Here is a 25,884-nt window from a genome sequence, read left to right as displayed (position 1 = left end):
GGGACTGCTGAGGCCGCACCGTCAGCCGGAGCGCTTCTTGGTGTGGCTCTCGGACTTCCTGGATTCCAGCCGCTCAGCCTCGGCAATGGCCTGCGCTTCTTCCAGTGCCGTGATGGCCAGCGCCATTTCCTGGCGGAACACCGGGGCGGCCTTCTGGGCGTGGTGCAGCACGAGCCTGGCGCGGTCCGGGTCGATCTCGCTGCCGTAGAGCCTTCGGCCCATGTGGAGAAAGCCGCGCAAGTCATCCAGCAGCGCACGCAGCGCTTCGCTGATCAGCGCATCGCGCGTTTCGGTGGCGGTTGCTGCGGCCTTGATCAAACGCGCGTGGTACGCCTGGTCCTGTTCGTGGGGCAGGTCGGTCCGTTTGAGAACCGCTTCCAGAATGGTCTCCATGCCGGTGTAAACGCTGTTGATCGTGGCACCCGCCAACTTGGCAGACGCCCAGTCGCCAGCAGCAGGATTCGCCGCTTCCCAGCGTTCGAATTCTTCAAGCTCTTTTTCGAGCTTGGTCATTTCGGCTTCAAAGTCTTTTCTAGGCATGCAGACTCTCCTGAATGGTGCTGCGTTCGCAACGGTTGCCTTGGGCGGGTAGTTACCTTACTGCAGGCTGTTCGCGCATCTTCCCACGGTCAATGAAGGTCTCTGTAAACCCAGCTGGACGGCAGTTTGACTTTCATATACTGTACATGAATACAGTATTTGAGTTTCAACATGCAGCCCGCCTTTTCCTGCCAGGAGGACGATCTGTCCCCGGCCCCCCAACCCGTTCGCCCGCCGCCTTCCGCGGGTGGCTGGTCGGCGGCCGTGGCGGCGGCGTTGTGGCGTGGTGACCAACTCGGCACAGCCGTCTCGACCGTGTGGCCCAGCGGCTTCGCCGCCCTGGACGCGCAGTTGCCCGGCGGCGGCTGGCCCGGCCATGGGCTGACCGAAATCCTCACGCCGCACAGCGGCACGCTGGAATGGCGCCTGCTTGGGCCAGCGTTGCGCCACATCTGCAGGGCCGGGCGGCCGGTGGTGCTGGTGGGCCCGCCGATGCCGCCGCACCTGCCAGGCCTGCGCTTTGACGGCATCGACGAGCGCCAGCTGGTCTGGGTGCGGGCCGACACCGCGGCCGAGCGTCTGTGGTCGGCCGAACAACTCATCAAGGCCCAGGCCTGCGGCGCGCTGGTGGCCTGGTTGCCGCAAGCCAGGGCGGCGCAGATCCGCCGCTTGCAGGTGCTGGCCACCGGCTTCGAGGCGCCGGTCTTCGTGTGCCGGCCCCTGGCTGCGCTGCGCGAGTCGTCGGCCGCGCCGCTGCGGCTGCAGGCCCGGGTGGACATCGACTGGATGCTGCACGTCGACATCGTCAAGCGCAAAGGGCCGCCGCTGGAGCACACGCTGCGCCTGGCCTCGGTGCCGGGCGCGCTGTCCGACATCCTCACGCCACGCATGCGCCAGCCCAGCCGGCTCACCGGAGTACCTTTGCCCTGCGGGCTGCGGTGCGAGCTTGCTTGGGAACGGCCCGGCGCGGCGCTCATGTCCTCGCACACAGAGAAGGAGAGCAACGGCCATGTTGTGGTGCGCGCTCCTGCCCATTTCTCCCAGCAACGGCACGGCAGCCCCACCCACTGACGCCGTGGCGCAGCGCGCGCTGGCGTTGTGGGCGTTGCAGTTCACGCCGCGCGTGGCGCTGGCCGACGAAGCCGTGCTGATGGAGCTGGCCGCCAGCGTGCGCCTGTTCGGCGGGCGGCGGGCGCTGTGCGAGCGCGTGCGGACCGAGGCGCACGCGCTGGGCGTGGACCGCCTGGCCTGGGCGCCCAACGGCCTGGCCGCGCTGGCACTGGCGCGCGCCGGTGTCGCAAACGGCGTGACGCCACCGCTGGCGGACCGGCTCGATACCTTGCCCATGGAGACGCTGAGCGCGGTGCACCCGCACCGGCTCACGCTCGAACACGTCGGTTGCCGCACGCTGGGCGATGTGCGCGCCTTGCCGCGGGGAGGCGTGAGCCGGCGCTTCGATCAACAGCTCCTGCACGCGCTCGACCAGGCCTATGGCCTGGCGCCCGAGGTGCACGAATGGGTGGCACTGCCCGAGCACTTCGAAGAGCGGCTCGAACTCATGGCGCGCGTGGAGCAGGCGCCGGCCCTGGTGTTTGGCGCGCAACGCCTGCTGCGCGTGCTCAGTGCCTGGCTGTTTGCCCGGCGCGCGGGCGTCACGGCCTTCACGCTGCACTGGGCGCACGACGCGATGCGCGCGCGCGCGGCGGGCGAGGGCGGCGAGATCACCATCCGCACGGCAGAGCCCACGCGCGACACCACGCACCTGTGCCGCCTGCTGACCGAGCACCTGGCGCGGGTGCAACTGCTCGCGCCGGTGGGCGATCTGCGGCTGGTGGCCACCGAGGTGAAGCCACTGCGCGACGTGAGTGGCGCCCTGTTGCCCGACACGGTGCAACAGGGCGAGGCGCTGGGCCTGGTGCTGGAGCGGCTGGCCGCGCGCCTGGGACCGCAGCGCGTGCTGCGCCCAGTGTTGTGCGAAGACCATCGACCGGAGTGGATGTGCCGCTGGCAGAGCGCTGCGTTGCCGTTGCCGCGCAAAGGCGCGCCCGGCACCGATCTGCCGCAGCCTGGGTTCCTGTTGCCCGCGCCGCTGAAGTTGCTGGTGCGCGATCACCGGCCGTTGTACCTCGGCGAGTTGATGCTGCTGATCGGCCCGCAGCGCGTGGAAGGTGGCTGGTGGGACCGTGTTGGCGAGGAAGACCGCATGCGCAACGTGGTGCGCGATTACTGGGTGGCCTTGTCCGCGCAGGCGGGGGTGTTGTGGGTGTTCCAGACGCGGCTGGACGGGGCGCCTGCGTGGTTTTTGCATGGGCACTTTGCATGAGTACGGCTGTCCTGCCCGACTACGCCGAGCTGCGTTGCCTCTCCAACTTCAGCTTCCTGCGCGGCGCGAGCCGCCCGGAGGAGCTGGTCGACCGCGCGAAAGCGTTGGGCTACAGCGCGTTGGCACTGGTGGACGAATGCTCCCTGGCCGGCGTGGTGCGCGCGCACGTGGCCGCGAAAGCGCAGGCCTTGACGTTGTTGGTCGGCAGCCAGTTCCGCGTGCAGTGCGACACCCCCTTCACCCTGGTCGTGCTGGCCTGCAACCTCAACGGCTACGGCAACCTGTGCGAGTTCATCACGCACCTGCGCCGCAGTGCGCCCAAGGGTACCTACCACCTGACGCGGAACAACATCAACGCCGACGCCCTGGCCGATTGCGTGGTGATCGCGGTGCCCAACCCTGGCAGCGATCAGGACCAGATGGACACCGTCGCGCGTTGGCTGTTGCAACACTTCATGGGCCGTTGCTGGCTGGGCGTGGAGCAACTGCGCCGGTTCGACGATGAAATGCGCCTGCACCGTTTGCGCCAGAGCAGCGCGCTCACGGCCGTGCCGCTGGTGGCCGTGGGCGACGTGCGCATGCACGTGCGCTCGCGCAAGCCGCTGCACGACGTGCTCACCGCCACGCGCATCGGCAAACCGCTTACCGAGTGCGGCTTCGCGCTGGAGCCCAGTGCCGAGCAGCACCTGCGATCGCGCCTGACGCTGGCCCAGCTGTACCCCGACGAACTGCTGACCGAAACACGCGTGGTGGCCGCGCGCTGCCAGTTCTCGCTCAACGAATTGCGCTACCAGTACCCCAGCGAAGTGGTGCCCGAGGGCGAGACGCCCACGAGTTACTTGCGCCGGCTGGCGTGGGAGGGTGCGGCCACGCGCTGGCCACAGGGCATACCTGCGCAGCGCATCCAGCAGATCGAGCACGAACTCGCGCTGATCGCCGACATGGCGTACGAACACTACTTCCTGACGGTGCACGACATCGTGGCTTTCGCGCGTTCGAAGGACATCCTGTGCCAGGGCCGAGGCTCGGCAGCCAACAGCGTGGTGTGCTACTGCTTGCGCATCACCGAGGTGAACCCGGACGAAACGGGCCTGCTGTTCGAACGCTTCATCTCGAAGGAGCGCAACGAGCCGCCCGACATCGATGTGGACTTCGAGCACGAACGGCGCGAAGAGGTGATCCAGCACCTGTACGAAAAATACGGTCGTGAACGCGCCGCGCTCACCGCCGCCGTCATCAGCTACCGCCCGCGCAGCGCCTTGCGCGACGTGGGCAAGGCGCTGGGCTTTGCGCAGGGCACGCTCGACGCGTTGGCCAGGCAATCGCGCTGGTGGGACGGGCACGCCATCGCGCCCGAGCGCTTGCAGGAGGCCGGGCTCGACCCACAGAGCCTGATCGTGCGCCAGCTGCTGGAACTCACCTCGCAGCTCATGGGATTTCCGCGCCACCTGTCGCAGCACACTGGTGGCTTCGTGCTCACGCAGTTGCCGCTCTCGCGCCTGGTGCCGATCGAGAATGCCACCATGAAGGACCGCACCGTGATCGAGTGGGACAAGGACGACCTGGATGCCGTGGGCTTGCTCAAGGTGGACGTGCTCGCGCTGGGCATGCTGACCGCCTTGCGCAAGGCCATGGCCTTGATCAGCGAGAAAGAAAGCCGCGTCTTCACCATGCCGGATGCGACCCGCGGCGACGAGGCGACCTACGACATGATCTGCGCCGCCGACACCGTGGGCGTGTTCCAGATCGAGAGCCGCGCGCAGATGAGCATGTTGCCGCGTCTGAGGCCGCGCTGCTACTACGACCTGGTGATAGAGGTCGCGCTGGTGCGGCCCGGGCCGATCCAGGGCGGGGCCGTGCATCCGTACCTGAATCGGCGCCAGAAGAAAGAGCCGGTGAGCTACCCAGGGCCGGAATTGAAAGAGGCATTGGGGCGTACGCTGGGCGTGCCCATCTTCCAGGAGCAGTGCATGCAGATCGCCGTGCTCGCTGCCGGGTTCACGCCCGGTGAGGCGGACGGCTTGCGCCGTGCCATGGCCGCGTGGCGGCGCACCGGGAACCTGCACAAGTACGAAGAGCGCCTGGTCAAGGGCATGACCGACCGCGGCTATGACGCCGAATTCGCGCGCAGCGTGTTCGAGCAAATCAAAGGCTTCTCCAGCTACGGCTTCCCCGAAAGCCACGCCGCCAGCTTCGCGCTGCTGGTCTACGTGAGCGCCTGGATCAAGTGCCACCACCCGGCCGAATTCCTCACCGCCTTGCTCAACAGCCAGCCCATGGGTTTCTACACGCCGAGCCAGCTGGTGCAGGACGCGCAACGCCACGGCGTGACCGTGCACCCAGTGGACGTGTTGCACAGCGAATGGGACAGCACCATCGAAGAAAGCCATGCACCGAGCGACGTGCCCGACCCCCTCTCCCGCTCGCGGGAGAGGGCTGTTCGCCTGGGCCTGCACCTCATCTCCGGCATCAAGGCCGACACGGCGAAGCGCATCACGGATGCCCGCGCCCAACGTCCCCTCCAAAGCGCCCAAGACCTCGCACGCCGCGCCCACCTCGACCAAGCCCAGATGAAAGCCCTGGCCGCCGCCGATGCCCTCACAGGCTTGAGCGGCCACCGCCGCCAGCAGGTGTGGGACGCCGCGGCATTGCGTTCGGCACCGGCCCTGCTGAAAACCGCGCCGGTGGACGAGGCCCCATGGACGCTGCCCGAAGCCCCCGAAGGCGAGGCCATCGTGTGGGACTACGCCAGCACGGGTCTCACCCTACGCCGCCACCCGCTCGCGCTGCTGCGGGCCGAATTGAAGAAGCGCCGCCTCATGACCGCCGAAGAACTCAAGAGCGCGCCCGACGGCCGCCTGGTGCGCCACTGCGGCATCGTCACCTTGCGCCAGCAGCCTGGCACCTCATCGGGCGTGGTGTTCGTGAGCCTGGAGGACGAAACCGGTGTGGTGCAGGTGATCGTGTGGCGCCACCTGCGCGAGCGCCAGCGCGCGGTGCTGACGAACGCACGCCTGCTGGCGGTGCGCGGCAAGTGGCAGCGCGAAGGCGAGGTGACGAATCTCATCGCGGGCCACCTGGAAGACCTCACGCCCTTGCTCAACGGGTTGTCGACCGTGAGCCGGGATTTTCATTGATGCCATGGAGACGCATGGCGTGCTTGGCGATAGCATGGTCGCCATGAACATCGACACCTGGCTCATCTACCTGCTCGCGGCCATCGGGCTCTCGCTCTCGCCCGGCCCCAACGGCTTGCTCGCGCTCACGCACGGCGTGCTGCACGGCCAGCGCAAGACGCTGTTCACCATCTTCGGCGGCACGCTGGGCTTCGTGGCGATCATCGCGCTGTCGATGTTCGGCATCGGTGCGCTGCTGCAGACCTCGCTGGTGTGGCTCACCGCCTTGAAGTGGTTCGGTGGCGCCTACCTCGTGTGGCTCGGCATCCAGGTGTGGCGCTCGCCGCCGGTGGGCGTGCAGCTCACGGGTGGCCCGGCGGAGCCCGTGCGTTCGGGTTGGTCGCTGTTCCGGCAAGGTGCCTTGTCCGCGGCGACCAATCCCAAAGGCATCCTGTTCTTCGCGGCCTTTCTGCCGCAGTTCATCGACCCGCACCGCAGCCTGCTGCTGCAGTTTCTGATCATGGCCGGCACGTTCGCGCTGGTCGAGGCCATCACCGAGCTGCTCATTGCCGGCATGGCCGCGCGCATCAGCCCCTGGCTGCGCCGGGTGGGCAAGCGGTTCAACCAGGTCTGCGGCGGCATCTTCGTGGCCATCGGTCTGGCGCTGCCGCTGCGCGGCTGAGGATGTTCAGGCGCGGTTCATGCCGCCCGAACTTCGCTCAACAACTCCGGGTGCCGATCCAGCACCTTGAGCAACTTCACCAACGCCAACGGTGGTTTGGTCTTGCCGTTTTCATAGCGAGAAAACGCATTGACACCGCCGCCAAAAATCTCGGCAGTCTCGCGTTGGTCCAGCGCGAGTTTCTTGCGGACGTGGACGATGAAGGCCGGGTCCACAGCGGACGCGTTGACCTGTTTGTTGAACTCCAGCATGGCCGCACTCACGCGGGCGGACTCCGTCGCCTCGAGCACCACCTCGCCGCAAGCAGGGCAGAAGTCCCCCATCACGGCCGGAATGCGGGTGGTCTCGCCTTTGTAGGTGTAAGGCATATCGCGGGTGCCGTGCACCAGCTTCGCGGCACCGCAGTGAGGGCATTTCATGTCATGCTTTTGTAGAAGTCCGACGGGGTGAGCGACATCACGACCTTCACGATGTCGTCAAAGTCAAACCCCAGGGCTGCACCGCCCGCCAACGCCGAGAACGTGGTAAGTAGGTTATTTTTACTTCAGCGGCTCATCAGCTCACCCGTGATGAGCTTCCAGTGCTCGGCACTCACCGGCGTGATCGAGAGCCGGTTGCCGCGCTTGAGCAGGATCATGTCGGCCAATGCTGGAATGGCGCGCAGTTCGGGCAAGCCGATCAGCCGCTTCTTGCGCGTGGCCTTCACGTCCAGCAGCAGCCAGCGTGGCGCATCGGGTTTGGAGGCGGGGTCGAAGTAGGGCGACTTCGGGTCGAACTGGGTCGGGTCGGGCCGTGTGGTGGACGCCACCTGCGCCAGGCCAGCGATGCCGGGCTCAGGGCAGCTCGAGTGGTAGAACAGCACGCCGTCGCCCACCTGCATCGCGTCGCGCATGAAGTTGCGCGCCTGGTAGTTGCGCACGCCCGTCCAGGGCACGGTGTGCTTGGGCGCGGCCAGCGCATCGTCGATCGAGCACTCGTTGGGCTCGGACTTCATCAGCCAGTATTGGGTGGTCATCGCGCTATTGTGCGATGGCCACCCGCTGGCGTCATCCCCCGAAGATCAGAAGGATTCCCAATCGTCCGAGGCGTTGCCGCTGGAGCCGGGCGCCGCATCGGCGGCCTTGGCCAGCACCGGCTTGTTGAGCAGAGGAGGGGCTTTGGGCGCCACCGCGGTCACCGCCTTGGGCGCTGCCGGTGCGGGCTTGGCCTTGGGGGCCGCGACACCGCTGGCCGCGGGCTTCTTGTGCAGGTCAGTCGAGCGGATCTGGGTGATCGTGCTCTGGGCGGCGGCGCGGGCGTCCACCCGGAACACGCGCACCACTTCGGCCAGGCGCTCGGCCTGGTCGTTCATGCTCGACGCGGCTGCCGCGCTTTCCTCGACGAGAGCGGCGTTCTGCTGGGTCAGCTGGTCCAGGTTGGACACGGCCGAGTTGATCTGGTTGACGCCATCGGCCTGTTCGCCGGACGCGCTGGCGATCTCGCCGATCATGTCGCGCACGCGCACCACGTTCTCGACGATCTCGCCCATGGTCTTGCCGGCCTGGTTCACCAGTTCGGTGCCGGCGGCCACCTTGTCCACGCTGGCGCCGATCAGCACCTTGATCTCTTTCGCGGCCTGGGCGCTGCGCTGCGCGAGGTTGCGCACCTCACCGGCCACCACCGCGAAGCCACGGCCTTGTTCACCGGCGCGGGCGGCTTCCACCGCGGCGTTGAGCGCGAGGATGTTGGTCTGGAACGCGATGCCGTCGATCACGCCGATGATGTCGCTGATCTTGCGCGAGGAGTGGTTGATCTCTTCCATCGTGCTCACCACCTGGTGCACCACCTCGCCGCCGCGCTGGGCGCTCTGGCCGGCCACATCGGCGAGCTGGTTGGCCACGCGGGCCGAATCGGCGGACTGGCGGATCGCGCCCGACATCTGCTCCATGCTGGCGGCGGTCTGCTGCAGGTTGGACGCGGTCTGCTCGGTGCGGGCCGAAAGGTCGTTGTTGCCGGTGGCGATTTCCTTGGCCGCGACGGTGATGTTCTCGGTGCCGCGCTTGACGTCGGACACCACGTTCACCAGACGGTCGCGCATGGTGATCAGGGACGCGGTCATCGCGCCGAACTCGTCCTTGCGGTCGTTCTGGATCTGCGCGGTCAGGTCGCCGCTGGCGATCTTCTCGGCAAACGCCATGGCGTCGCGCAGCGGGTTGCGGATGTTGCGGATCAGGAAGAAGGCGCCGATGGCGATGCCGGCCATCAGGCCCAACACCTGGACGGTGGCGATGATGAGGCTGCTGGCGCGTTGCTCGTCAAAGGTCTTCTGCGCGGCGATGCGGATGTCGCCCTGCATCTTGCCGAAATCGCGCAGGCCGGCCACATACGGCACAACGGCCGGGTTGAAGTGGGTGCGGATTTCGTTGGCGGCGCCCTCCATGTCGCCCATCTTCTTCATCTCGATGGCCTTGGCATGCGAGGCCAGAACCACCTTGCGCAGGTCGGCGATCTTGGCCAGCTGCGCCTTCTCGGCGTCGTTCATCTCCATCGTCTGCAGCTTCTTCTGCAGCTCGCTGATGGCGGCAATGCCGGCGGGCACCAGGTCCTTGTACATCTCGGCCACGGCGGGGTCGCTGCTGACCACGGCAGCTTGCGTGCGGGTGACGCTGAGCTCGGTGAGCGCGGCCCATTCGGCGGCGATGGTGAATTTCTCGGCCAGCCTGGACAGGGCCTGCTCGGAGGCTTCGTTGAGCGCGGTGGAACGCGAGCCGGCGGTGCCCACGACGACGAACAGCGCGACGATGATGGCGATGACACCAGCCCACAGCTTGGCGCCCACGGAGAGATTGCGGAAGAAGGTCATGGAAGTTTCGGGAAAAGGAAAGCGGGATAACGCGCAACGCATGGCAGCGCAACGTGGCATGCCACGCCGCGCTGTCGGGGCGCGGCTTTACTGAAGGGAAAGGCTGGTGTCGGCCAGGCCGATGTCGGCGCTGCCGATGAGGGCTTCGATGTCGGCGAGGATGAGCATGCGCTCGCCCACGCTGGCGATGCCGGTGATGAAGCTGGCGTCCAGCGTGCTGCTGATCTGCGGCGCTTCCTTGATGTGGTCTTTGCTCAGCTCGATCACGTCGCACACCGAATCGACCACCATGCCGACCACGCGCCCCAGCACGCTGAGCACGATCACCACGGTGAAGTCGTTGTATTCGACCTTGTCGCAGTTGAGCTTGATGCGCATGTCCACCACCGGCACGATCACGCCGCGCAGGTTGACCACGCCCTTGATGAACGCGGGCGCGTTGGCGATGCGGGTGGGCTCTTCGTAGGAGCGGATTTCCTGCACGCGCAGGATGTCGATGCCGTATTCCTCGGCACCCAGGCGAAAACTCAGGAATTCACCGGCACTGGCGAGAGCCGGTGCTGGGCGGCGCGAAGCGACGCTGGAAGATGGGCTGGTAGAGGCGGGTGTGTGGAGGGCGTCCATGGGTCCGTGGTGAGAAGTTGATGCCTCCGTATCGGCACCTCCCTCCCGTTTCTTGAAGCCCCGTATCCGCCTTTGGTCGGAAGGCCTGGGCTTCTTGGGTCAGACCGCGCGGGCTGCAGATCCCAACGCGGCCACAAATTGCTGCCCCACGGCGGTGATGATTTCCGCGCGCGGCGCGGTGCGAAGCTGCACCAGGGCGATCGATCGGCTTTCGGCCGCTTGAGGAATGGGCAACACCCGCAACCGGGGGTCATCGCCCCAGGTCTGTCGGGGCAGGTTGGGCAGCATCGCCACGCCCATCCCGTCGCGAACCAGTTCCACAATGGCGTCGATCGAGTTCAGTTCCAGGAACTCCTGCGGCTTGGCGCGCAGGCGGCGCAGCGTGCGTTCAACCAGTTCCCCTGTGTGCTCGGTCCGGTCGAAACGGATGAACGGATAACGTTCCACCATGACACGTGACTCGGCCGGCCTTGAAGCGCTGGGTGTCAACAGCACCATGGGCTCTGCGTACAGTGGCGTCCAGACCAGCGTGGGGCGTTTCAGCGCCGGGTTGTGCACCACCACCGCCGCGTCCAGTTCGTGGTTTTCCACCTGCGTGATCAACCGGTGGGACTTGCCCGACACCACGTGAAGATCCACTGCCGGGTGATGGCGCTTGAGTTCCAGCGTGGCGCGCACCAGCTGGCTCAACGCGGACACGATGGAGCCAAACTGCACCGTGCCGGCCAATGGCGCGTCGGCCTGGGTGCCGTGTTTGGCTTGCTCATAGAGCGCCACGAGTTGGGTGGCGATCGGCACCAAAGCCCGCCCCTGTTCGTTGAGCGTCACCAGTTTGCCGTGGCGTGCGAAGAGCTTGCGTTTGAGGTCTTCCTCCAGCGTGCGCATCTGCAGGCCCACCGCCACCTGGGTGAGCGCGACCCGCTGTCCGGCCGCGGTGAAGGAACCCTCCGAGGCGACCGCGAGAAACGTGCGAAGAACCCGAAGACTAGGCATAAAAGTTTTTCTTTCAAGATTCGGAAGAAATTCTAGCTTTTATAAAAACTTTTCCACCATCAAAATCGCCCGCACTGCCACCGTCCGATTCACCTCAGGAAATCCCCATGCTGAAACCCCTGTCCCGCCGACTGTTCACCTGCTGTGCCACCTTGCTGGCGTTCGGCGCCTCTGGCCTGGCGGCGCCCGCCGCCGCTGCAGACGCGTGGCCTTCACAACCACTCAGGATCCTGGTGGGTTTTGCCGCCGGCGGTGCCAACGACCTAATTGCGCGCATCGTCGCCAAGGAGCTGAGCCAGAGCCTTGGACAACCCGTCGTGGTGGAGAACCGCTCGGGCGCGGGTGGGTTGATCGCCAGCGAAGCCGTTGCCAACGCACCCAAGAATGGCTACACCTTGCTGCTCGGCTCCATCGGCAGCAACACCATTGCACCGGTGCTGGCCAAAAAGCTGGCTTTCGACCCGCGCAAGGACCTCGAGCCCATCACGTTGGTGGCCGAGTCCGGCAACGCGCTGCTCGTGAACGCCAAGCTGCCCTACAAGAGCGTGCAGGAAATGATCGATGCCGCCCGCAAGGCACCGGCCACGATTCACTACGCGTCCTCTGGCAACGGCTCGACGCTGCATCTGGCCGGTGCCTTGTTCGCCGAGCAAGCCGGTGTGAACCTGGTGCACGTCCCCTACCGTGGCAACGGCCCGGCCATCGCCGATGTGTCGGGCGGGCAGGTGCAAGCCATCTTCTCCGGCATCCCACCGGCGATCGTGTCGGCCAAAACAGGTCAGACCCGCATCCTGGCGGTGACCACGCGGGCACGGGTGAAGTCATTGCCCGACGTGCCCACCGTCGCCGAGGCCGGCCTGCCGGGCTATGCGTTCTCGTCCTGGTACGGCCTGTTCACCACCGGTGGTACCGACCCGGCCATCGTCGAGCGGCTGGCACAGGAAGTGCGCAAGATCATCGATCGCCCTGACGTGCAGGCGCAGCTCATTGCGCAGGGCCTGGACCCGGAGACCAGCGATCCCAAGAGCTTCAAGCAGCAAATCGACCGCGAACTCACCCGCTGGGCCCGCGACACCAAAGCGATGGGCATCACGGCGGACTGACAGGCCACGAGCCATGACCACTTCATCCTTTCTTCCTGGCAACCCCTATGGCTCAAGGCGCGTCCCCGTCTTCGCGCGCAATGCCGTCTCCACCTCCCACCCCCTGGGTGCCCAAGCCGGCCTGCGCATGCTGTGGAACGGCGGGAACGCCGTCGACGCGGCCATTGCAGCAGCGGCGGCCATGGCCATCGTCGAGCCGGTCAGCAACGGCCTGGGCTCGGACGCTTTCTGCATCCTGTGGGACGGAAAAGAGCTGCATGGCCTGAATGCCTCCGGCCGCGCGCCGGCCGGCTGGACACCTGACTACTTTGACAAGCGTTATGGCCGCCAGGCCCAACCACCGCGTCGCGGCGTGGACTCGATCACTGTGCCGGGCGCTGTCAGCGCGTGGGTTGCCTTGCATGAACGCTTCGGGAAACTGCCCTTTGCCACGCTGATGGAGCCGGCGGCAGACATTGCCGAGCGTGGCTACCTGGTGCCGCCGGTCGTCCAGCAAAAGTGGGCAGCGGGCGCTCCCGAGCTGGCGTCCCAGCCCGGATTCCGGGAGAGCTTCCTGCCCTGGGGCCGGCCGCCCGAAGTGGGCGAGCTGTTTCGTTTTCCCGCCGCCGCGCGAGCCTTGCGCGCGATCGGCGCGAGCAAGGGCAAGGCCTTCTATGAAGGTGAAATCGCCGCGGCCATGACTTCATTCGTCCAGCAACATGGCGGTTGCCTGAGCCTGGCGGACATGGCCCAGCACAAGGCGGAGTGGGTCACGCCGCTGGCCAAGGACTACCGCGGATACACCCTGCACGAGATCCCACCGGGAGGACAGGGCATCGCCGCCCAGATCGCCCTGGGCATCCTGTCGAACTTCGATTTGGCCAGCCTTGGTGTGGACTCGGTTGCGTCCCAGCACCTGCAGATCGAAGCGATGAAACTGGCCTTTGCCGATGTGCAGCGTTACGTCGCCGATGCGGGCATGGAGGTGACGACCGAGCAGATGCTGGACGACGCCTACCTGGCGTCGCGCGCCCGGCTCATCGACCCGACGCGCGCGCAGGACTTCAAGGCAGGCAACCCCGTCCGGGGCGGCACCATCTACCTCAGCGCGGCCGATGAGCGCGGCATGATGGTCAGCTTTATCCAGAGCAACTACGCGGGCTTCGGCTCGGGTGTGGTGGAGCCCACCTTCGGCATCAGTTTGCAGAACCGGGGCTTCGGGTTCAGCGCGGACCCCGACGGGCCCAATCGCGCGAACCTGGTCGGCCCCGGCAAACGGCCCTTTCACACCATCATTCCGGCGTTCCTGACGCAGAACGGGCAACCGGTGATGAGTTTCGGCGTTATGGGCGGCAACATGCAACCCCAAGGACATGTGCAAACGCTGGTGCGGATGCTCGACTACCGGCAGTCGCCTCAAGCCGCGTGTGATGCGCCTCGCTGGCGTTTCAGTGAAGGCTTGGCCATCAACGTCGAGGGTGGCATGGACCCCGCCGCGGTCATGGGCTTGCAGGCACTCGGGCATCAAGTGGAGGTCATTGACGATCCGTACCAAGACTTCGGCGCGGGTCAGTTCATCTGGCGCATGGGCGACCCTGCTGTCGAGGGCTATCAGATGGCCAGCGATCCACGCCGTGACGGACTGGCCGCTGGCTTCTAGCTTTCAACATCCAGGCTCAGTGCAGCTTCACCAGCGGCGTGGCCCGTTTCACCAGAAAACGCGCCACCGCCAGCACGCCGGTGCGCAGCGTTCCCAGCACGGCCTGGTGGTGCATCAGGTGCAGGCTCACGTACATCGTGCGCGCCAGCATGCCTTGCACGTACCAGGTGGAGCGGAACAGGTTGCCCATGAGGTTGCCCACCGAGGTCTGCGTGCCCACCGACACCAGCGAGCCGTGGTCCTTGTAGACGTAGGCGTCGTCGCGCTCGGGCTGGCCCATGGCGCGGCGCATCAGCCGGGTCACGAGGTAGCTCGCCTGCTGGTGCGCGGCCTGTGCGCGCGGTGGCACCAGCTTGCCGTCGGCCATCGGGCAGGCAGCGCAGTCGCCCAGGGCAAAGATGTTCGTCTGGCCCTTGACCTGCAGATTGCCTTCCAGCTCCAGCTGGCCCGAGCGGTTGGTGGGCAGGCCCAGCTCGGTCAGCAGGTCGGGCGCCTTGATGCCGGCGGCCCACACCACGAGGTCGGCGCCGAACACGCGGCCCGCGGCGTCTTCCACCTGCTCGGGGGTGATGCGCGCGACGCGGCAGTTCGTCTCGATGGTCACATGGCGTTCCTTGAGCAACTGTGCCGCCGCGATGGAGACCTTTTCGGGCAAGGGCGCGAGGATGCGATCAGCACCTTCGAGCAGGGTGATCCGCACGTCCGCGTTCGGGTCGAGCCGGCGAAAGCCATAGCGCGAATGCACCACGCTGGCTTCGCGCAGTTCCGCCGCCAGCTCCACGCCGGTGGCGCCACCGCCAATGATGACGATGCGCACCTGCGCCTCGTTGCCCGCGCTCTTGCGCAGCTCGGCGGCGGTGAGCAGCTTGAGCATGCGCAGGCGGAACTGCTCGGCGTCGGCCGGGCGGTTGAGCGACAAGGTGTGCTCGGCCGCGCCGGGCACGTTGAAATGGTTGGCCGTGCTGCCCACGGAAATCACCAGCTGGTCGAACGGCAGCGTGCGTTCGGGGACGAGCTCCTCGCCGTCGTCGTCCGTCACGGCCGACACGGTCACGGTCTTGCCGGCGCTGTCCAGCGCGTTCATCGCGCCGAAGCAGAAGGTGAAGCGGTTGTCGTGCGCCAGCATCTCGTACGACAGGCCTTCCTGGTGGATGTCCAGCGTGCCGGCGGCCACCTCGTGCAGCGAGGGCTTCCAGATGTGGAAGAGCTGCATGTCCACCAGGGTGACCTGTTCCGCGCCGAGCTTGCGCCCGAGTTTGCAGGCCAGTTCCAGGCCGCCTGCGCCGCCACCCACGATCACGATCCGTTGCTGCATGTGTGTTGTCTCAATGGAAAATTGCATCCACTGTAGACGACAAAAGCGCAGTCTCAGAATGGAACAGTCTTGCTCGCCGTGACGATCACGAACTCCACCGGCACCGCGTAGCCCGCGCCCGTGCGCCACGGCGCGATGGCGTCGAGGTAGCGCGCACAGGCCCGCGCACGCGCCACGGCGTCAAACCGCGACCAGGCCAGGGCCACCGGTCCTCCGGCGAACGCGGCGCGGCAGGCTTCTTCGCCATCGGCGTAGCGCAGTGTGGCGTTGATGTGTTCGGCGCGCACATCACAAAGTTCCACATTGGCACACAGCCGCGCGAGGGTGTCGCCCTGGCCGAGGCGGAAAAAAAGCGGGCATACCTCGGTGGCCACTTCGGCGTCGACGATGGGAAAGAGCGCCGACCAGCCGCAGCGTTCGCGCTCGCCCCACACCGCCAGGCCCACGCGGCCACCCGGGCGCAGCACGCGCACGATTTCCCGCAGCGCTCGCTCAGGCTTGGGCACGTACATCAGGCCCAGGGCGCACAGGGCCACGTCGACGCTGGTGTCGGCCAGCGCCAGTTGCTCGGCGTCCATGCGCGCAAAGCGGGCGTTGTGCAGTCCCCGCGCCTGCGCACGCTGCTCGCCGGCCTGCACCATGCGCGCCGAGAGATCGACCCCGATCACGTGCCCGTGTGGTCCCACGGCCCGTGCCGCCTGCAGCGTGACCAGGCCGGTGCCGCAGGCCACGTCGAGCACCTGTTCGCCGGGCCGCAGCGCGACCTCGGCCAGCATGCGAGCCTGTGCGTCGGCCAGTTGCGCCTGCCACAGGGCTTCGTAGTCGTCCGCGGCCAGGTCCCAGCCGTAACGCTGCACGCGGCGTTGCAAGCGGGGTTCCATGGCGCGCTGGTTCAACGGCGGGTGACGACGATTTCGAGGTACTCGCTGGGCACCACCAAGGTCTTGGGCCCGGCGCGGTTCAGGCGGTTCAGCAGCTCGGTGAGGTCGCTCTCCAGCGTCTGGGCCTTGTCGGGTGGCAGCGCGCCAAAGGCCTTGTGCACCGGCCCGTACCAGGTGCGGAACACGTCGATGAAATGCGCGGCCGAGCGGTAGCGGAAGTTGAACGTCCGGGGCGTGGCGTCGATCTTCGCGGCGCTCTCGCCGAACAGCTCGCGCAGGTGTGATTCCGTGCCCCACAGCGAGGGCGGTTGCACGCCGGCGGGTGGTGGCACATGGCGCCCGAGCACCTTGAACAACTGGCCAATGAAGCCCTCGGGCGTCCAGTTGGCCAGGCCGATGCGCCCACCGGGGCGGCACACGCGCGCCATCTCGGCCGCGCTGCGGGCGTGGTCGGGCGCGAACATCACGCCGAAGGTGGAGAGCACGGCGTCGAAGCTGGCGTCCTGGAACGGCAGTTCCTCCACGTCGGCGACCTGGAATGTCACGTCCAGCCGCTCGGCCCTGGCGCGTTCGGCACCGCGCTGGAGCAGGGTGTCGACGTAGTCGGTGGAGGTCACTTGCGCGCCCCGGCGCGCGGCCGCCAGCGTGGCGTTGCCGTTGCCGGCGGCCACGTCGAGCACGCGCTCGTCGGTGCGCAGGTCGCAGGCCTCGGCGAGCGACTCGCCCACGATCTGCAGGGTGGTGCCGATTACGGCGTAGTCGCCGCTGGCCCAGGCGGCCTGCTGGCGGGTTTTGATGGCGACGAAGTCGGTGGGTGCGTTCATGGTGTTTGTCTCACGGAAGGGTGGTTGGAATACGGGCTGCCGCGACCCTGCAAACAACCCGGCATGCAGTGGAGCGCGCGCGGCCCCCTGGTGTCCTGCCCGAACCTCGCGAACGCCTGCCCGATCGTCCGGAACTGGCGCGGTACGCCGGCGCGGTTGGCCGCGCGTCCCGGAATGCTGACCCGGCGTCCGCCCGACGTGCTGCGCTGGTGTTGCGAATCCCCGGCGCCCATAATCCGCCGAGGGGCACACACCCGCCCCGGAAGGTGCCGCACCATGAAGCTACAAGCCGTTGCAGATGCTCTGGAGCGTGTCAAGGCGGTGCTGCAGCGCCGCCCCGAGGCCGGCTGGCATGAGGATGGCCCCGCCACCTCGCGTTGGGCCGGTGGCACGCGCGTGGTGGCCAGCCATGCCAACGGCACACAGGTGCCCACCGACATGCCGAGCGAACTCGGTGGCACCGGCGACCAGGTGACGCCGGGCTGGCTGTTCCGCGCCGGGCTCGCGTCCTGTGCGACCACGTCCATCGTCCTGGCCGCAGTGGCCGAAGGTATTGAGCTCACCAGCCTGGAAGTGAAAGCCTCCAGCTGGTCCGATTCACGGGGGCTGCTGGGTCTGCCCGATGCGAACGACCAACCCGTGCCCGCCGGCCCGGGCGACGTGCAGCTGGCCGTGCGCATCCAGGCCGACGGCGTGCCGCACGAACGCCTGCGCAGCCTGGTGCAGGCCGCCGTAGGCCGCTCGCCGATCCCCAATGCCCTGCAGAGCGCCACCCCGCTGGCGCTGCGCATCGACACGGCGTAACCCGCCATGGACGCGCTCTCCGAAACCCTGCGCGTGGTGCAACTGGTGGGCGCCATTTTTCTGCAAGGCCGCTTCACCGCGCCGTGGTGCTACCAGTCGCCGCCGGCCGACGCGGCCGCGCCGCTGCTGGAGCCGGGCGCGGAGCGGGTGGTGATCTTCCACATGATCACCGAGGGTGAATGCGTGGTGGAGCTGCCGTCGCAACCGCCGACGTGGTTGACCGCGGGCGACGTGATCGTGTTTTCGCAAGGTGATGCGCACCGCATGGGCTCGGCGTTGGGGCTGGAGCCCGCGCCGGGCAGGCCTTTGAAGGAACTGCTGCAGCGCCGGCCCCGGCAACTCAATTTCGGCGGCGGTGGCGCGACCACGCGGCTCTTGTGCGGCTACCTCGCGTGCGACGCGCGCCTGGCCCGCTTGCTGCTCGCCGGCCTGCCACCGCTGGTGCGCGTGAACGTGCGTGGATCGAACGCGGGCGCCTGGCTCGAAGCCTCGGTGCGCTATGCGCTGGCCGAGGCGCGCTCACCGCGTCCCGGTGGCTCGGGCGTGCTGTCCAAACTGGCCGAGGTCTTGTTCATCGAGGTGCTGCGGCTCTACATCAACGAGCAGAGCGCGGGCCGCACCGGCTGGCTCGCGGGGCTGGGAGACCGCGTGGTGGGCGGGGCGCTCAACGCCTTGCACCAGCGCCCGGCGCACGCCTGGACGCTGGAGGAACTCGCGCGCGAAGCCGGCGCCTCGCGCTCGGTGCTGGCCGAGCGCTTCCAGCACCTCGTGGGCATCTCGCCCATGCAGTACCTGATCCAGTGGCGCATGATGCTCGCGGCCAACCTGCTGTGCGGCAGCAAGGCGCCGCTGGCGCGCATTGCCGAGGACGTGGGTTACCAGACCGACACCGCCTTCATCCGCGCCTTCCGGCGCGAGTACGGCGTGCCGCCGGCGACCTGGCGGCGCGGGCGCACCACGCCCGCGGACATGGCCGTGGCGCCCTGAGGGACGCACCGGCTTCGGATACATCCCTTCACAATCCGGCCGCGCCGCCGTTCTGGCTACCATGGGCCATGAATGTGATCGACTGGCTCTCCGAACGACTCCCTCTGTTCCAGGCCGACGGGTTCCCCGCGCTGGTGTTGGTGCTGCCCCTGATGCTGCTCGCCGAGCTGGTTTTCCGCGTGGGCCGGCGCGTGGTGCGGCGCGCCTCGCAGCATGCGCCGATGGTGGCCAGCGTGGGCCGCGCCATCGAGGCGCCGGCCCACGTGGCGCTGCAGTTGCTGGCCTTGAACCTGGCGTGGCAACAGGTGCCGATCGGCATGGCGGGGCAGGCCCGTGTCGAGCGCCTGCTCACGTTGCTGCTCATCGCCGTGATGACGTGGTTGATCGCCCGGGCCGTGCATGGCGTGGCGCGCGGCGTGGCCGAGGCCAACCCGATGGCGGTGTCGGACAACCTCGCGGCGCGCCGCATCCGCACGCAGACCATGGTGCTCTCGCGCACCGTGCAGGGTCTTGTGGTGCTGATCGGTGTGTCGCTGATGCTCATGACGTTCCCGGCGGTGCGCCAGATCGGCACCAGCCTGCTGGCCTCGGCCGGGGTGGTGGGCATCGTCGCCGGCTTCGCCGCGCGGCCGGTGCTGGGCAACCTCATCGCCGGTCTGCAGATCGGGCTGAGCCAGCCGATCCGCATCGACGACGTGGTGATCGTGGAGAACGAGTGGGGTGTGATCGAAGAGATCACCGGCACCTACGTGGTGGTGCGCATCTGGGACCAGCGCCGGCTGGTGGTGCCGCTGCAGTATTGGATCGAGAAGCCGTTCCAGAACTGGACGCGCAACACCTCCGAGCTCATTGGCACGGTGTTTCTCTGGGTGGACTACCGCATGCCGCTGGCGCCGCTGCGCGAAGCCCTGGCGCACGCCTGCGAGAACTCGCCGCACTGGGACCGGCGGTTCGCCCGGCTGCAGGTGGTTGAAGCCGGCGAAAAGGCCATGCAACTGCGCTGCCTGGTCACGGCCGCTTCCGCGTCGGCGGCATGGGACTTGCGTTGCCACGTGCGCGAGCAGCTGATCGACTTTGTGCAACGCGAGTACCCCGGTTACCTGCCGCGCCACCGGGCCGAGCTGGACCAGCCCGAGCCGCCAGCGCCGATCGCCGCCGATGCCTCGGCCGGGCCGGCGCAGGGCGGTGCCGAGGAAATGAAAACGTCTCGCTCGCCTTAGGGGTGCGGCCGACCACCGCCTCGACCCCCATTTTTGAAAGAGGACACCCATGGACCCCTTCATGCAAGCCGCCATCGACGAAGCCCGCCTCGGGCGTGCGGAGGGCGGCATTCCGATTGGCTCGGTCATCGTGCACGAGGGCCGCATCATCGGCCGCGGCCACAACCGCCGCGTGCAGCAGGGCAGCGCCATCCTGCACGGCGAGATGGACGCGCTGGAGAACGCCGGCCGCCTGCCGGCGCGAATCTACAAGGCATCGGTGATCTACACCACGCTCTCGCCGTGCCCGATGTGCAGCGGCGCGATCGCGCTCTACGGCATTCCCACGGTGGTGGTGGGTGAGAACCAGACCTTCATGGGCGAAGAAGACTGGCTGCGCAGCCGTGGCGTGAGCGTGAAGGTGTTGCAGGACGAGACCTGCGTGCACCTCATGCGCGACTTCATCGCCGCCGAGCCACAGCTCTGGAACGAAGACATCGGTGAGCCCTGAGCGGCGTTTTCCCGCCGCTCACATCCCCAGCGCGCGCCACGCCAGCCGTGGTGCGTCACCCTTGCCCAGCTTCACGCGCGTCTGCCAGCTTCGGTGGTGCTGTTCCGCAATGCGATCCAGGATGCGCAAGCCGCCTTGCACCACCAGGCGCAGTTCCCAGCCCGCGCGCCCGGGCACGCGGTGGACCAGGGGCGCGCCTTGCAGCATGAGCGCGCGTGCCTCGGCGCACAACTCGGCCACCACGGTGGCCATGGCGGTTGACTGGTTCGTGTCGTCCGATTCGAAATCGGCCACGCCCACCCCGTGGCGCTGCAAGGTGTCGGCCGGCAAGTAGCAGCGCTTGCGCGGCAGGTCCACGCTGATGTCCTGCCAGAAGTTGATGAGCTGGAGCGCGCTGCAGATCTGGTCGCTCTGTTGCAGAGCGGTCTCGTCGCGCACGCCATACAGGTGCAACAGCAGCCGGCCCACCGGGTTGGCCGACAGGCGGCAGTACGCCAGCAGCTCTGGCGTGTCGGCATAGCGGTGGCGGTTCGCGGTGTGGCGCACGTCTTGCTCAAAGGCGCTGAGCAGGTCGTGCAGCAAGGGGCCGGGCAGGGCGTGGCGCTGCACGGCGAGCGAGAGCGGGCCGAAGATGGCCTGCCAGCGCGGTGTGGCTATGTCGGTGCGCTCCAGGCACAGGGTCAATTCGTGGCGGTAGTCGGCCAGATCGGCCAGGCGCTGCTCGGCCAGCGCATCGCCTTCGTCGGCGATGTCGTCGGCCGTGCGCGCGAAATGGTAAATGGCGGCCACGGCCGGGCGCAGCGCTGGCGGGCACAGCCAGGACGCGACGGGGAAGTTTTCGTAGTGGCCGACACCCGAACCTGTGGGCATGGCATCGGCCCCGCTGGATGACGCCGTTGTCATGAAGACGTGTCCTGTTTTTGAACTACAATTTTTGTTACTAACCGGTCAGTCATTAGTGAGTCCAGCATGAAAACACCGCATTTTGTCCTGATCGTGACCGCCGCCATGGCCCTCGCGGCCTGCACGCCCCCGGCACCACCCCAGGAGCCGATCCGTTCGGTCAAGCTGCTCACGGTGGGTGCGAGTGGCGTGGCCATGCACCACGAATACGCTGGCGAGGTGCGGGCACGCACCGAATCGCGCCTGGGTTTCCGGGTCGGCGGCAAGCTGGTGCAGCGCCCGGCCGAGGTGGGGCAGCGGGTGCGGGCGGGCCAGTTGCTGGCGCAACTCGACGCACAGGACCTGGCGCTCTCCAGCCAGGCCGCGCAGGCCCAGGTGAGCGCCGCGCAAACGCAGCGCGACCTGGCCGCGGCCGATCTCAAGCGTTATCAGGACCTGCAGGCGCAGGGCTTCGTGAGCGGGGCCGAGATCCAGCGCCGCCAGGCCACGCTGCAGTCGGCCGAGGCCACGCTGCGCCAGGCCAAGGCGCAGGGCGCGGTGCAGGGCAACCAGGCCGCCTATGCGCGGCTGCTGGCCGATGGCGCGGGCGTGGTGCTTGCGGTGGACGCCGAGGTGGGCCAGGTGGTGGCGGCCGGCACGCCCGTGGTGCGCCTGGCGCGCGATGGTGCGCGCGATGTGGTCATTGCCGTGCCCGAGGACCGCGTGGGCCAGATCAAGCCCGGCGCGGTGGCGCAGGTGCGCCTGTGGGCAGGCGTGGGCGCGGCGCCCGGCGGCGCGCCGCTGGAGGCAGCGGTGCGCGAAGTGGCGGCCAGCGCCGACCCGGCCACGCGCACCTACCAGGTCAAGCTCTCGTTGCCCGACACCGCTGCGGTCGCCCTGGGCGCCACCGCCTATGTGACGCTCGGCAACGGCGCCGCCGCGGCCACCGCCATCAAGCTGCCCACCACCGCGCTGATGCGCTCCGAAGCGGGCGAGCGCACGGGCACGGCGGTGTGGGTGTTCGACCCGGCAGCCAGCACGGTGCAGCCGCGCGAGGTGCAGGTGGCCACCGCGGACGGCAACGACGCGGTGATCGTCGCCGGGCTCAAGCCGGGTGAGGAGGTGGTGGCCGCGGGCGTGCACGTGCTCTCGCCGGGGCAGAAGGTCACGCGTTTCGTGGCGGCCGCGACGCAGTGAGGCCCGGCATGCACGACGCCTCACCGACGACGACCAACGCCGGCGAACCCACCTCGTGGGTCTCGCGTTTCAACCTCTCGCAATGGGCACTGGACCACCAGGCCTTCACGCGCTACCTGATGATCGTGCTGATGGTGCTGGGCGTTGCGGCCTATTTCCAGCTCGGCCAGGACGAAGACCCGCCGTTCACCTTCCGTGCGATGGTGGTGCGCGCCTACTGGCCCGGCGCGACCGCCGAGCAGGTGGCCGAACAGGTGGCCGACCGCATTGAAAAGACGCTGCAGGAAGTGCCCTACGCGGACAAGATCCGCAGCTACTCCAAGCCGGGCGAGACGCTCATCATCTTCCAGCTCAAGGACTCGTCGCCACCGCACGAGGTGCAGCAGATCTGGTACACGGCGCGCAAGAAGGTGGGCGACATGCGCGGCACGCTGCCGCAGGGCGTGGTGGGGCCGTTCTTCAACGACGAGTTCGGCGACGTGTACGGCGTGATCTACGCGTTGCAGGGCGAAGGCTTCTCGCCCGCCGACAAGAAGCAGGTGGCCGACGACGTGCGCCAGCGCCTGCTGCGCGTGCGCGATGTGAGCAAGGTCGAGCTGTTCGGGGTGCAAGACCAAAAGCTCTACATCGAAATTTCGCAGAAGCGCCTGGCCACGCTGGGCCTGAACCTGCCGCAGGTGCTGGAGGCTTTGGGCCAGCAGAACGCCGTGGAGTCGGCAGGCGCGGTGCAGACGCCGGCCGACGTGGTGCAGGTGCGCGTGGCGGGTGCCTTCAACTCGGTGGAGCAACTGCGCGCCATGCCGATCCGCGCCGCCAGCGGCACGCAGATCCGCCTGGGCGACATCGCAGAGATCGGCCTGGGTTACGTCGACCCACCGCAGACGCTGGTGCGCCATGAGGGCAAGGACAGCATCGCGCTGGGCATCTCCATGGCCAAGGGCGGCGACATCATCGCGCTGGGCAAGGCGCTCAAGACCACCGTGGCCGACATCGAAGCCACGCTGCCCGCGGGCATGACGCTGGCGCAGGTGCAAGACCAACCCAGCGCGGTGACGAACTCTGTCAACGAGTTCGTGAAGGTGCTGATCGAGGCGGTGTTGATCGTGCTCGCCGTGAGCTTCCTGGCGCTGGGGCTGCACCGGCGCCCGGGCGGCAAAGGCTTGCGCCGCTACGTGCTCGACATGCGGCCTGGTCTGGTGGTGTTCATCACCATTCCGCTGGTGCTGGCCATCACCTTCTTGGCCATGAACTACTGGGGCATCGGCCTGCACAAGATCTCGCTGGGTTCGCTCATCATCGCGCTGGGCCTGCTGGTGGACGACGCGATCATTGCGGTGGAAATGATGGTGCGCAAACTCGAAGAGGGCTACGACATGGTGCGCGCGGCCACCTTCACCTGGGACGCGACCGCCATGCCCATGCTCACCGGCACGTTGATCACCGCTGCGGGTTTCCTGCCGATCGGCCTGGCGAACTCCGTCACCGGTGAATACACCTTCGCCATCTTCGCGGTGACGGTGCTTGCGCTGGTGATCTCTTGGGTGGTCGCGGTGCTGTTCGTGCCGTATCTCGGCGTGTTGTTGCTCAAGGTCAAGCCGCACGCCGAGGGCGAGACGCACGAGGTGTTCGACGGCCCGTTCTATGTGCGTTTTCGCGCCGTGGTGGACTGGTGCGTGCAGCACCGCTGGCTGACGATTGGGGCAACCATCCTCACCTTCGTGCTCGGCATCGCCGGCATGGGCCAGGTGCAGCAGCAGTTCTTCCCCGATTCGAGCCGGCCGGAAATCCTGGTGGACATCTGGTTGCCCGAAGGCAGCAGCATCCACGCCATGGACGAGGTGACGCGCCGCGTGGAAGCCCGACTGGCGAAAGAAGAGGGCGTGCGCAGCGTGACGACCTGGGTTGGCTCGGGCGTGCCGCGCTTCTACCTGCCGCTGGACCAGATCTTTCCGCAAACCAACGTGTCGCAAATGATCGTTCTGCCGAAAGATCTGAAGACGCGCGAGAGCATGCGCAAGGCGTTGCCGGCCTTGCTGGCCACCGAATTCCCGGAAGTGCGTGGGCGCGTGAAGCTGCTGCCCAACGGCCCGCCCGTGCCGTACCCGGTGCAGTTCCGCGTGGTCGGCACCGACCCGCAGGTGTTGCGTGGTCTGGCCGACGAGGTGAAGCAGGCGATGCGCCAGAACCCGAACATGCGCGGCGTGAACGACAACTGGAACGAGTCGGTGAAGAAGCTGCGGCTCGAAGTGGACCAGGCCAAGGCGCGCGCGTTGGGCGTGTCGAGCCAGTCGATCGCGCAGGCCTCGCGCACCTTGCTCTCGGGCACGACGGTGGGCCAGTACCGCGAAGGCGACAAGCTGATCGACATCGTGTTGCGCCAGCCACTGGACGAGCGCGACGCCATCACCGACCTGGCCAACGCCTACCTGCCCACGGCCAGTGGCCAGGCGATTCCGCTGCTGCAGATTGCCAAGCCGGTGTTCGATTGGGAGCCCGGTGTGCTCTGGCGCGAGAACCGCGACTACGCGATCACCGTGCAGGGCGATGTGGTCGAGGGCTTGCAGGGTGCGACCGTCACGGCGGAGTTGCAGCCCAAGCTGAAAACCATCAGCGACGGCTGGGCCGCGCGCGGCTTGAGCGCATACCACATCGAGGTGGCGGGTGCGGTGGAGGAGAGCAGCAAGGGCTCGGCGTCCATCGTGGTCGGCGTGCCGTTGATGTTGTTCATCGTCTTCACCTTGCTGATGCTGCAGTTGCAAAGCTTCAGCCGCTCGATGCTGGTGTTTCTCACCGGCCCGTTGGGCATGGCGGGTGTGGCGGCGGCACTGCTGCTGCTCAACCGGCCGTTCGGCTTCGTGGCGTTGCTGGGTGTGATCGCGTTGATGGGCATGATCCAGCGCAACTCGGTGATCCTGATTGATCAGATCGAGCAAGACCGCGCGCGCGGCGTGCCGGCGTGGGATGCAATCGTGGAAGCGGCCGTGCGACGCATGCGACCCATCGTGTTGACGGCTGCAGCGGCGGTGCTGGCGATGATTCCTTTGTCGCGCAGTGTGTTCTGGGGGCCGATGGCGGTGGCCATCATGGGTGGCCTCATCGTTGCGACGGTGTTGACCTTGTTGGCCTTGCCCGCCATGTATGCCGCGTGGTTCCGGGTGAAGCGGCCTGTCTGAGTTGCATTTCCTGCATTGACCCTCGCGGGCGCGGAGGCGGGCGGCGCTCTGCTCCGCGGGTGTCCCCCGCCGGCTGGAGCCGGCTCCTCCTTTACCCCGCTGCGCAGAACGCCACCCGCCTCCGCGCCAGAAGGAGCGGTGGCACGAACAAATCACGTGCGAGGTCATCGGCGACCAGAGCCGCGACGCTGCGCTCCTCCGCACACCAACGAGGTCATCGGTGGCCATGGGGTACGGCGTAGCGGGGTA

Annotated in this window: 23 protein-coding genes; 12 read left to right on the top strand and 11 right to left on the bottom strand. The window is 67.5% G+C overall.

Features of this window, described 5'->3' with window-relative positions:
- Positions 1-21 precede the first annotated feature (21 nt).
- Positions 22-540 carry a ribonuclease toxin HepT-like protein gene (locus FFS09_RS00860; RefSeq protein ID WP_137916970.1) on the bottom strand — a complete coding sequence of 173 codons (519 nt, stop codon included), beginning with the start codon at positions 538-540 and terminating at the stop codon, positions 22-24.
- Between the two features lie 171 nt (positions 541-711).
- On the opposite strand from FFS09_RS00860, the gene imuA reads away from it, so the two are divergent.
- From imuA to FFS09_RS00840, 4 genes are read left to right on the top strand one after another with little or no spacing between them, the layout of a single operon-like run.
- Positions 712-1,611 (top strand): translesion DNA synthesis-associated protein ImuA, encoded by a 900-nt coding sequence (gene imuA, locus FFS09_RS00855; protein WP_137916969.1) that lies wholly within the window; start codon positions 712-714, stop codon positions 1,609-1,611.
- A complete protein-coding gene (locus FFS09_RS00850; RefSeq protein ID WP_137916968.1) occupies positions 1,550-2,863 on the top strand; it encodes a Y-family DNA polymerase in 1,314 nt (437 codons plus the stop codon). Before imuA ends, FFS09_RS00850 begins: the two co-directional genes overlap by 62 nt.
- Complete coding sequence (locus tag FFS09_RS00845) at positions 2,860-6,000, top strand: error-prone DNA polymerase (RefSeq protein ID WP_137916967.1); 3,141 nt, start codon at positions 2,860-2,862, stop codon at positions 5,998-6,000. Before FFS09_RS00850 ends, FFS09_RS00845 begins: the two co-directional genes overlap by 4 nt.
- A gap of 43 nt (positions 6,001-6,043) precedes the next feature.
- On the top strand, positions 6,044-6,661 hold the full coding sequence (locus tag FFS09_RS00840; protein ID WP_137916966.1) for a LysE family translocator: 618 nt from the start codon (positions 6,044-6,046) through the stop codon (positions 6,659-6,661).
- A 17-nt stretch (positions 6,662-6,678) separates the two neighbouring features.
- On the opposite strand, the gene FFS09_RS00835 is transcribed toward FFS09_RS00840, so the two are convergent.
- From FFS09_RS00835 to FFS09_RS00810, 6 genes are all read right to left on the bottom strand, one after another.
- Positions 6,679-7,080: a type II toxin-antitoxin system MqsA family antitoxin gene (locus FFS09_RS00835; protein WP_137916965.1), complete on the bottom strand. Its 402-nt coding sequence runs from the start codon at positions 7,078-7,080 to the stop codon at positions 6,679-6,681.
- Positions 7,077-7,172 carry a type II toxin-antitoxin system MqsR family toxin gene (locus FFS09_RS31475; protein WP_137916964.1) on the bottom strand — a complete coding sequence of 32 codons (96 nt, stop codon included), beginning with the start codon at positions 7,170-7,172 and terminating at the stop codon, positions 7,077-7,079. Before FFS09_RS31475 ends, FFS09_RS00835 begins: the two co-directional genes overlap by 4 nt.
- 33 nt (positions 7,173-7,205) lie before the next feature.
- Positions 7,206-7,676, bottom strand: a complete 471-nt coding sequence (locus tag FFS09_RS00825; protein WP_252374179.1) for an EVE domain-containing protein — start codon at positions 7,674-7,676, stop codon at positions 7,206-7,208.
- Between the two features lie 45 nt (positions 7,677-7,721).
- Complete coding sequence (locus tag FFS09_RS00820) at positions 7,722-9,503, bottom strand: methyl-accepting chemotaxis protein (RefSeq protein ID WP_137916963.1); 1,782 nt, start codon at positions 9,501-9,503, stop codon at positions 7,722-7,724.
- Positions 9,504-9,590: 87 nt separating this feature from the next.
- Positions 9,591-10,127 carry a chemotaxis protein CheW gene (locus FFS09_RS00815; RefSeq protein ID WP_137916962.1) on the bottom strand — a complete coding sequence of 179 codons (537 nt, stop codon included), beginning with the start codon at positions 10,125-10,127 and terminating at the stop codon, positions 9,591-9,593.
- A gap of 99 nt (positions 10,128-10,226) precedes the next feature.
- The gene (locus tag FFS09_RS00810) at positions 10,227-11,120 is read right to left on the bottom strand and encodes a LysR family transcriptional regulator (protein WP_137916961.1); all 894 of its coding nucleotides are present in this window, start codon (positions 11,118-11,120) and stop codon (positions 10,227-10,229) included.
- Positions 11,121-11,227: 107 nt separating this feature from the next.
- On the opposite strand from FFS09_RS00810, the gene FFS09_RS00805 reads away from it, so the two are divergent.
- A complete protein-coding gene (locus FFS09_RS00805) occupies positions 11,228-12,223 on the top strand; it encodes a Bug family tripartite tricarboxylate transporter substrate binding protein (RefSeq protein ID WP_137916960.1) in 996 nt (331 codons plus the stop codon).
- 13 nt (positions 12,224-12,236) lie between these two features.
- Entirely contained in the window at positions 12,237-13,862 is a 1,626-nt protein-coding gene (locus FFS09_RS00800; RefSeq protein ID WP_137916959.1) for a gamma-glutamyltransferase family protein, read from the top strand.
- A gap of 16 nt (positions 13,863-13,878) precedes the next feature.
- On the opposite strand, the gene FFS09_RS00795 is transcribed toward FFS09_RS00800, so the two are convergent.
- The 3 genes from FFS09_RS00795 to FFS09_RS00785 are packed head-to-tail and all read right to left on the bottom strand — an operon-like array spanning position 13,879 to position 16,882.
- Positions 13,879-15,177 (bottom strand): NAD(P)/FAD-dependent oxidoreductase, encoded by a 1,299-nt coding sequence (locus tag FFS09_RS00795; RefSeq protein WP_137916958.1) that lies wholly within the window; start codon positions 15,175-15,177, stop codon positions 13,879-13,881.
- Positions 15,178-15,230: 53 nt separating this feature from the next.
- A complete protein-coding gene (locus tag FFS09_RS00790) occupies positions 15,231-16,058 on the bottom strand; it encodes a class I SAM-dependent methyltransferase (protein WP_137916957.1) in 828 nt (275 codons plus the stop codon).
- An 11-nt stretch (positions 16,059-16,069) separates the two neighbouring features.
- Positions 16,070-16,882, bottom strand: a complete 813-nt coding sequence (locus FFS09_RS00785) for a class I SAM-dependent methyltransferase (RefSeq protein WP_137916956.1) — start codon at positions 16,880-16,882, stop codon at positions 16,070-16,072.
- Between the two features lie 276 nt (positions 16,883-17,158).
- Here FFS09_RS00785 and FFS09_RS00780 point away from each other — a divergent pair, with 276 nt between their 5' ends.
- From FFS09_RS00780 to FFS09_RS00765, 4 genes are all read left to right on the top strand, one after another.
- A complete protein-coding gene (locus FFS09_RS00780; protein WP_137916955.1) occupies positions 17,159-17,686 on the top strand; it encodes an OsmC family protein in 528 nt (175 codons plus the stop codon).
- 6 nt (positions 17,687-17,692) lie between these two features.
- Positions 17,693-18,673 carry an AraC family transcriptional regulator gene (locus FFS09_RS00775; protein WP_137916954.1) on the top strand — a complete coding sequence of 327 codons (981 nt, stop codon included), beginning with the start codon at positions 17,693-17,695 and terminating at the stop codon, positions 18,671-18,673.
- Between the two features lie 68 nt (positions 18,674-18,741).
- Positions 18,742-19,893: a mechanosensitive ion channel family protein gene (locus tag FFS09_RS00770; RefSeq protein ID WP_137916953.1), complete on the top strand. Its 1,152-nt coding sequence runs from the start codon at positions 18,742-18,744 to the stop codon at positions 19,891-19,893.
- Between the two features lie 49 nt (positions 19,894-19,942).
- On the top strand, positions 19,943-20,383 hold the full coding sequence (locus tag FFS09_RS00765) for a nucleoside deaminase (protein WP_137916952.1): 441 nt from the start codon (positions 19,943-19,945) through the stop codon (positions 20,381-20,383).
- Positions 20,384-20,401: 18 nt separating this feature from the next.
- On the opposite strand, the gene hpnC is transcribed toward FFS09_RS00765, so the two are convergent.
- Positions 20,402-21,286 carry a squalene synthase HpnC gene (gene hpnC / locus FFS09_RS00760; protein ID WP_252374178.1) on the bottom strand — a complete coding sequence of 295 codons (885 nt, stop codon included), beginning with the start codon at positions 21,284-21,286 and terminating at the stop codon, positions 20,402-20,404.
- Positions 21,287-21,352: 66 nt separating this feature from the next.
- Between hpnC and FFS09_RS00755 the strand changes: the two genes are divergently transcribed.
- Positions 21,353-22,462, top strand: coding sequence for an efflux RND transporter periplasmic adaptor subunit (locus FFS09_RS00755; RefSeq protein WP_137916951.1), 1,110 nt, complete (start codon positions 21,353-21,355; stop codon positions 22,460-22,462).
- An 8-nt stretch (positions 22,463-22,470) separates the two neighbouring features.
- Positions 22,471-25,635, top strand: coding sequence for an efflux RND transporter permease subunit (locus tag FFS09_RS00750; RefSeq protein WP_137916950.1), 3,165 nt, complete (start codon positions 22,471-22,473; stop codon positions 25,633-25,635).
- The last annotated feature ends 249 nt before the right edge of the window (positions 25,636-25,884 follow it).

It is taken from the genome of Hydrogenophaga sp. 2FB, assembly GCF_005503365.1.
In the GTDB taxonomy this organism is placed as follows: Bacteria; Pseudomonadota; Gammaproteobacteria; order Burkholderiales; family Burkholderiaceae_C; genus Hydrogenophaga.
Note: the sequence above shows the minus strand (reverse complement) of the source record. Positions and strands in the feature narration are given on the sequence as shown.

What these genes read in the sequence shown, in the direction of transcription:
- FFS09_RS00860 (WP_137916970.1), bottom strand. Translation starts at nt 540, where the DNA reads ATGCCTAGAAAAGACTTTGAAGCCGAAATGACCAAGCTCGAAAAAGAG.
- imuA (WP_137916969.1), top strand. Translation starts at nt 712, where the DNA reads ATGCAGCCCGCCTTTTCCTGCCAGGAGGACGATCTGTCCCCGGCCCCC.
- FFS09_RS00850 (WP_137916968.1), top strand. Translation starts at nt 1,550, where the DNA reads ATGTTGTGGTGCGCGCTCCTGCCCATTTCTCCCAGCAACGGCACGGCA.
- FFS09_RS00845 (WP_137916967.1), top strand. Translation starts at nt 2,860, where the DNA reads ATGAGTACGGCTGTCCTGCCCGACTACGCCGAGCTGCGTTGCCTCTCC.
- FFS09_RS00840 (WP_137916966.1), top strand. Translation starts at nt 6,044, where the DNA reads ATGAACATCGACACCTGGCTCATCTACCTGCTCGCGGCCATCGGGCTC.
- FFS09_RS00835 (WP_137916965.1), bottom strand. Translation starts at nt 7,080, where the DNA reads ATGAAATGCCCTCACTGCGGTGCCGCGAAGCTGGTGCACGGCACCCGC.
- FFS09_RS00825 (WP_252374179.1), bottom strand. Translation starts at nt 7,676, where the DNA reads ATGACCACCCAATACTGGCTGATGAAGTCCGAGCCCAACGAGTGCTCG.
- FFS09_RS00820 (WP_137916963.1), bottom strand. Translation starts at nt 9,503, where the DNA reads ATGACCTTCTTCCGCAATCTCTCCGTGGGCGCCAAGCTGTGGGCTGGT.
- FFS09_RS00815 (WP_137916962.1), bottom strand. Translation starts at nt 10,127, where the DNA reads ATGGACGCCCTCCACACACCCGCCTCTACCAGCCCATCTTCCAGCGTC.
- FFS09_RS00810 (WP_137916961.1), bottom strand. Translation starts at nt 11,120, where the DNA reads ATGCCTAGTCTTCGGGTTCTTCGCACGTTTCTCGCGGTCGCCTCGGAG.
- FFS09_RS00805 (WP_137916960.1), top strand. Translation starts at nt 11,228, where the DNA reads ATGCTGAAACCCCTGTCCCGCCGACTGTTCACCTGCTGTGCCACCTTG.
- FFS09_RS00800 (WP_137916959.1), top strand. Translation starts at nt 12,237, where the DNA reads ATGACCACTTCATCCTTTCTTCCTGGCAACCCCTATGGCTCAAGGCGC.
- FFS09_RS00795 (WP_137916958.1), bottom strand. Translation starts at nt 15,177, where the DNA reads ATGCAGCAACGGATCGTGATCGTGGGTGGCGGCGCAGGCGGCCTGGAA.
- FFS09_RS00790 (WP_137916957.1), bottom strand. Translation starts at nt 16,058, where the DNA reads ATGGAACCCCGCTTGCAACGCCGCGTGCAGCGTTACGGCTGGGACCTG.
- FFS09_RS00785 (WP_137916956.1), bottom strand. Translation starts at nt 16,882, where the DNA reads ATGAACGCACCCACCGACTTCGTCGCCATCAAAACCCGCCAGCAGGCC.
- FFS09_RS00780 (WP_137916955.1), top strand. Translation starts at nt 17,159, where the DNA reads ATGAAGCTACAAGCCGTTGCAGATGCTCTGGAGCGTGTCAAGGCGGTG.
- FFS09_RS00775 (WP_137916954.1), top strand. Translation starts at nt 17,693, where the DNA reads ATGGACGCGCTCTCCGAAACCCTGCGCGTGGTGCAACTGGTGGGCGCC.
- FFS09_RS00770 (WP_137916953.1), top strand. Translation starts at nt 18,742, where the DNA reads ATGAATGTGATCGACTGGCTCTCCGAACGACTCCCTCTGTTCCAGGCC.
- FFS09_RS00765 (WP_137916952.1), top strand. Translation starts at nt 19,943, where the DNA reads ATGGACCCCTTCATGCAAGCCGCCATCGACGAAGCCCGCCTCGGGCGT.
- hpnC (WP_252374178.1), bottom strand. Translation starts at nt 21,286, where the DNA reads ATGACAACGGCGTCATCCAGCGGGGCCGATGCCATGCCCACAGGTTCG.
- FFS09_RS00755 (WP_137916951.1), top strand. Translation starts at nt 21,353, where the DNA reads ATGAAAACACCGCATTTTGTCCTGATCGTGACCGCCGCCATGGCCCTC.
- FFS09_RS00750 (WP_137916950.1), top strand. Translation starts at nt 22,471, where the DNA reads ATGCACGACGCCTCACCGACGACGACCAACGCCGGCGAACCCACCTCG.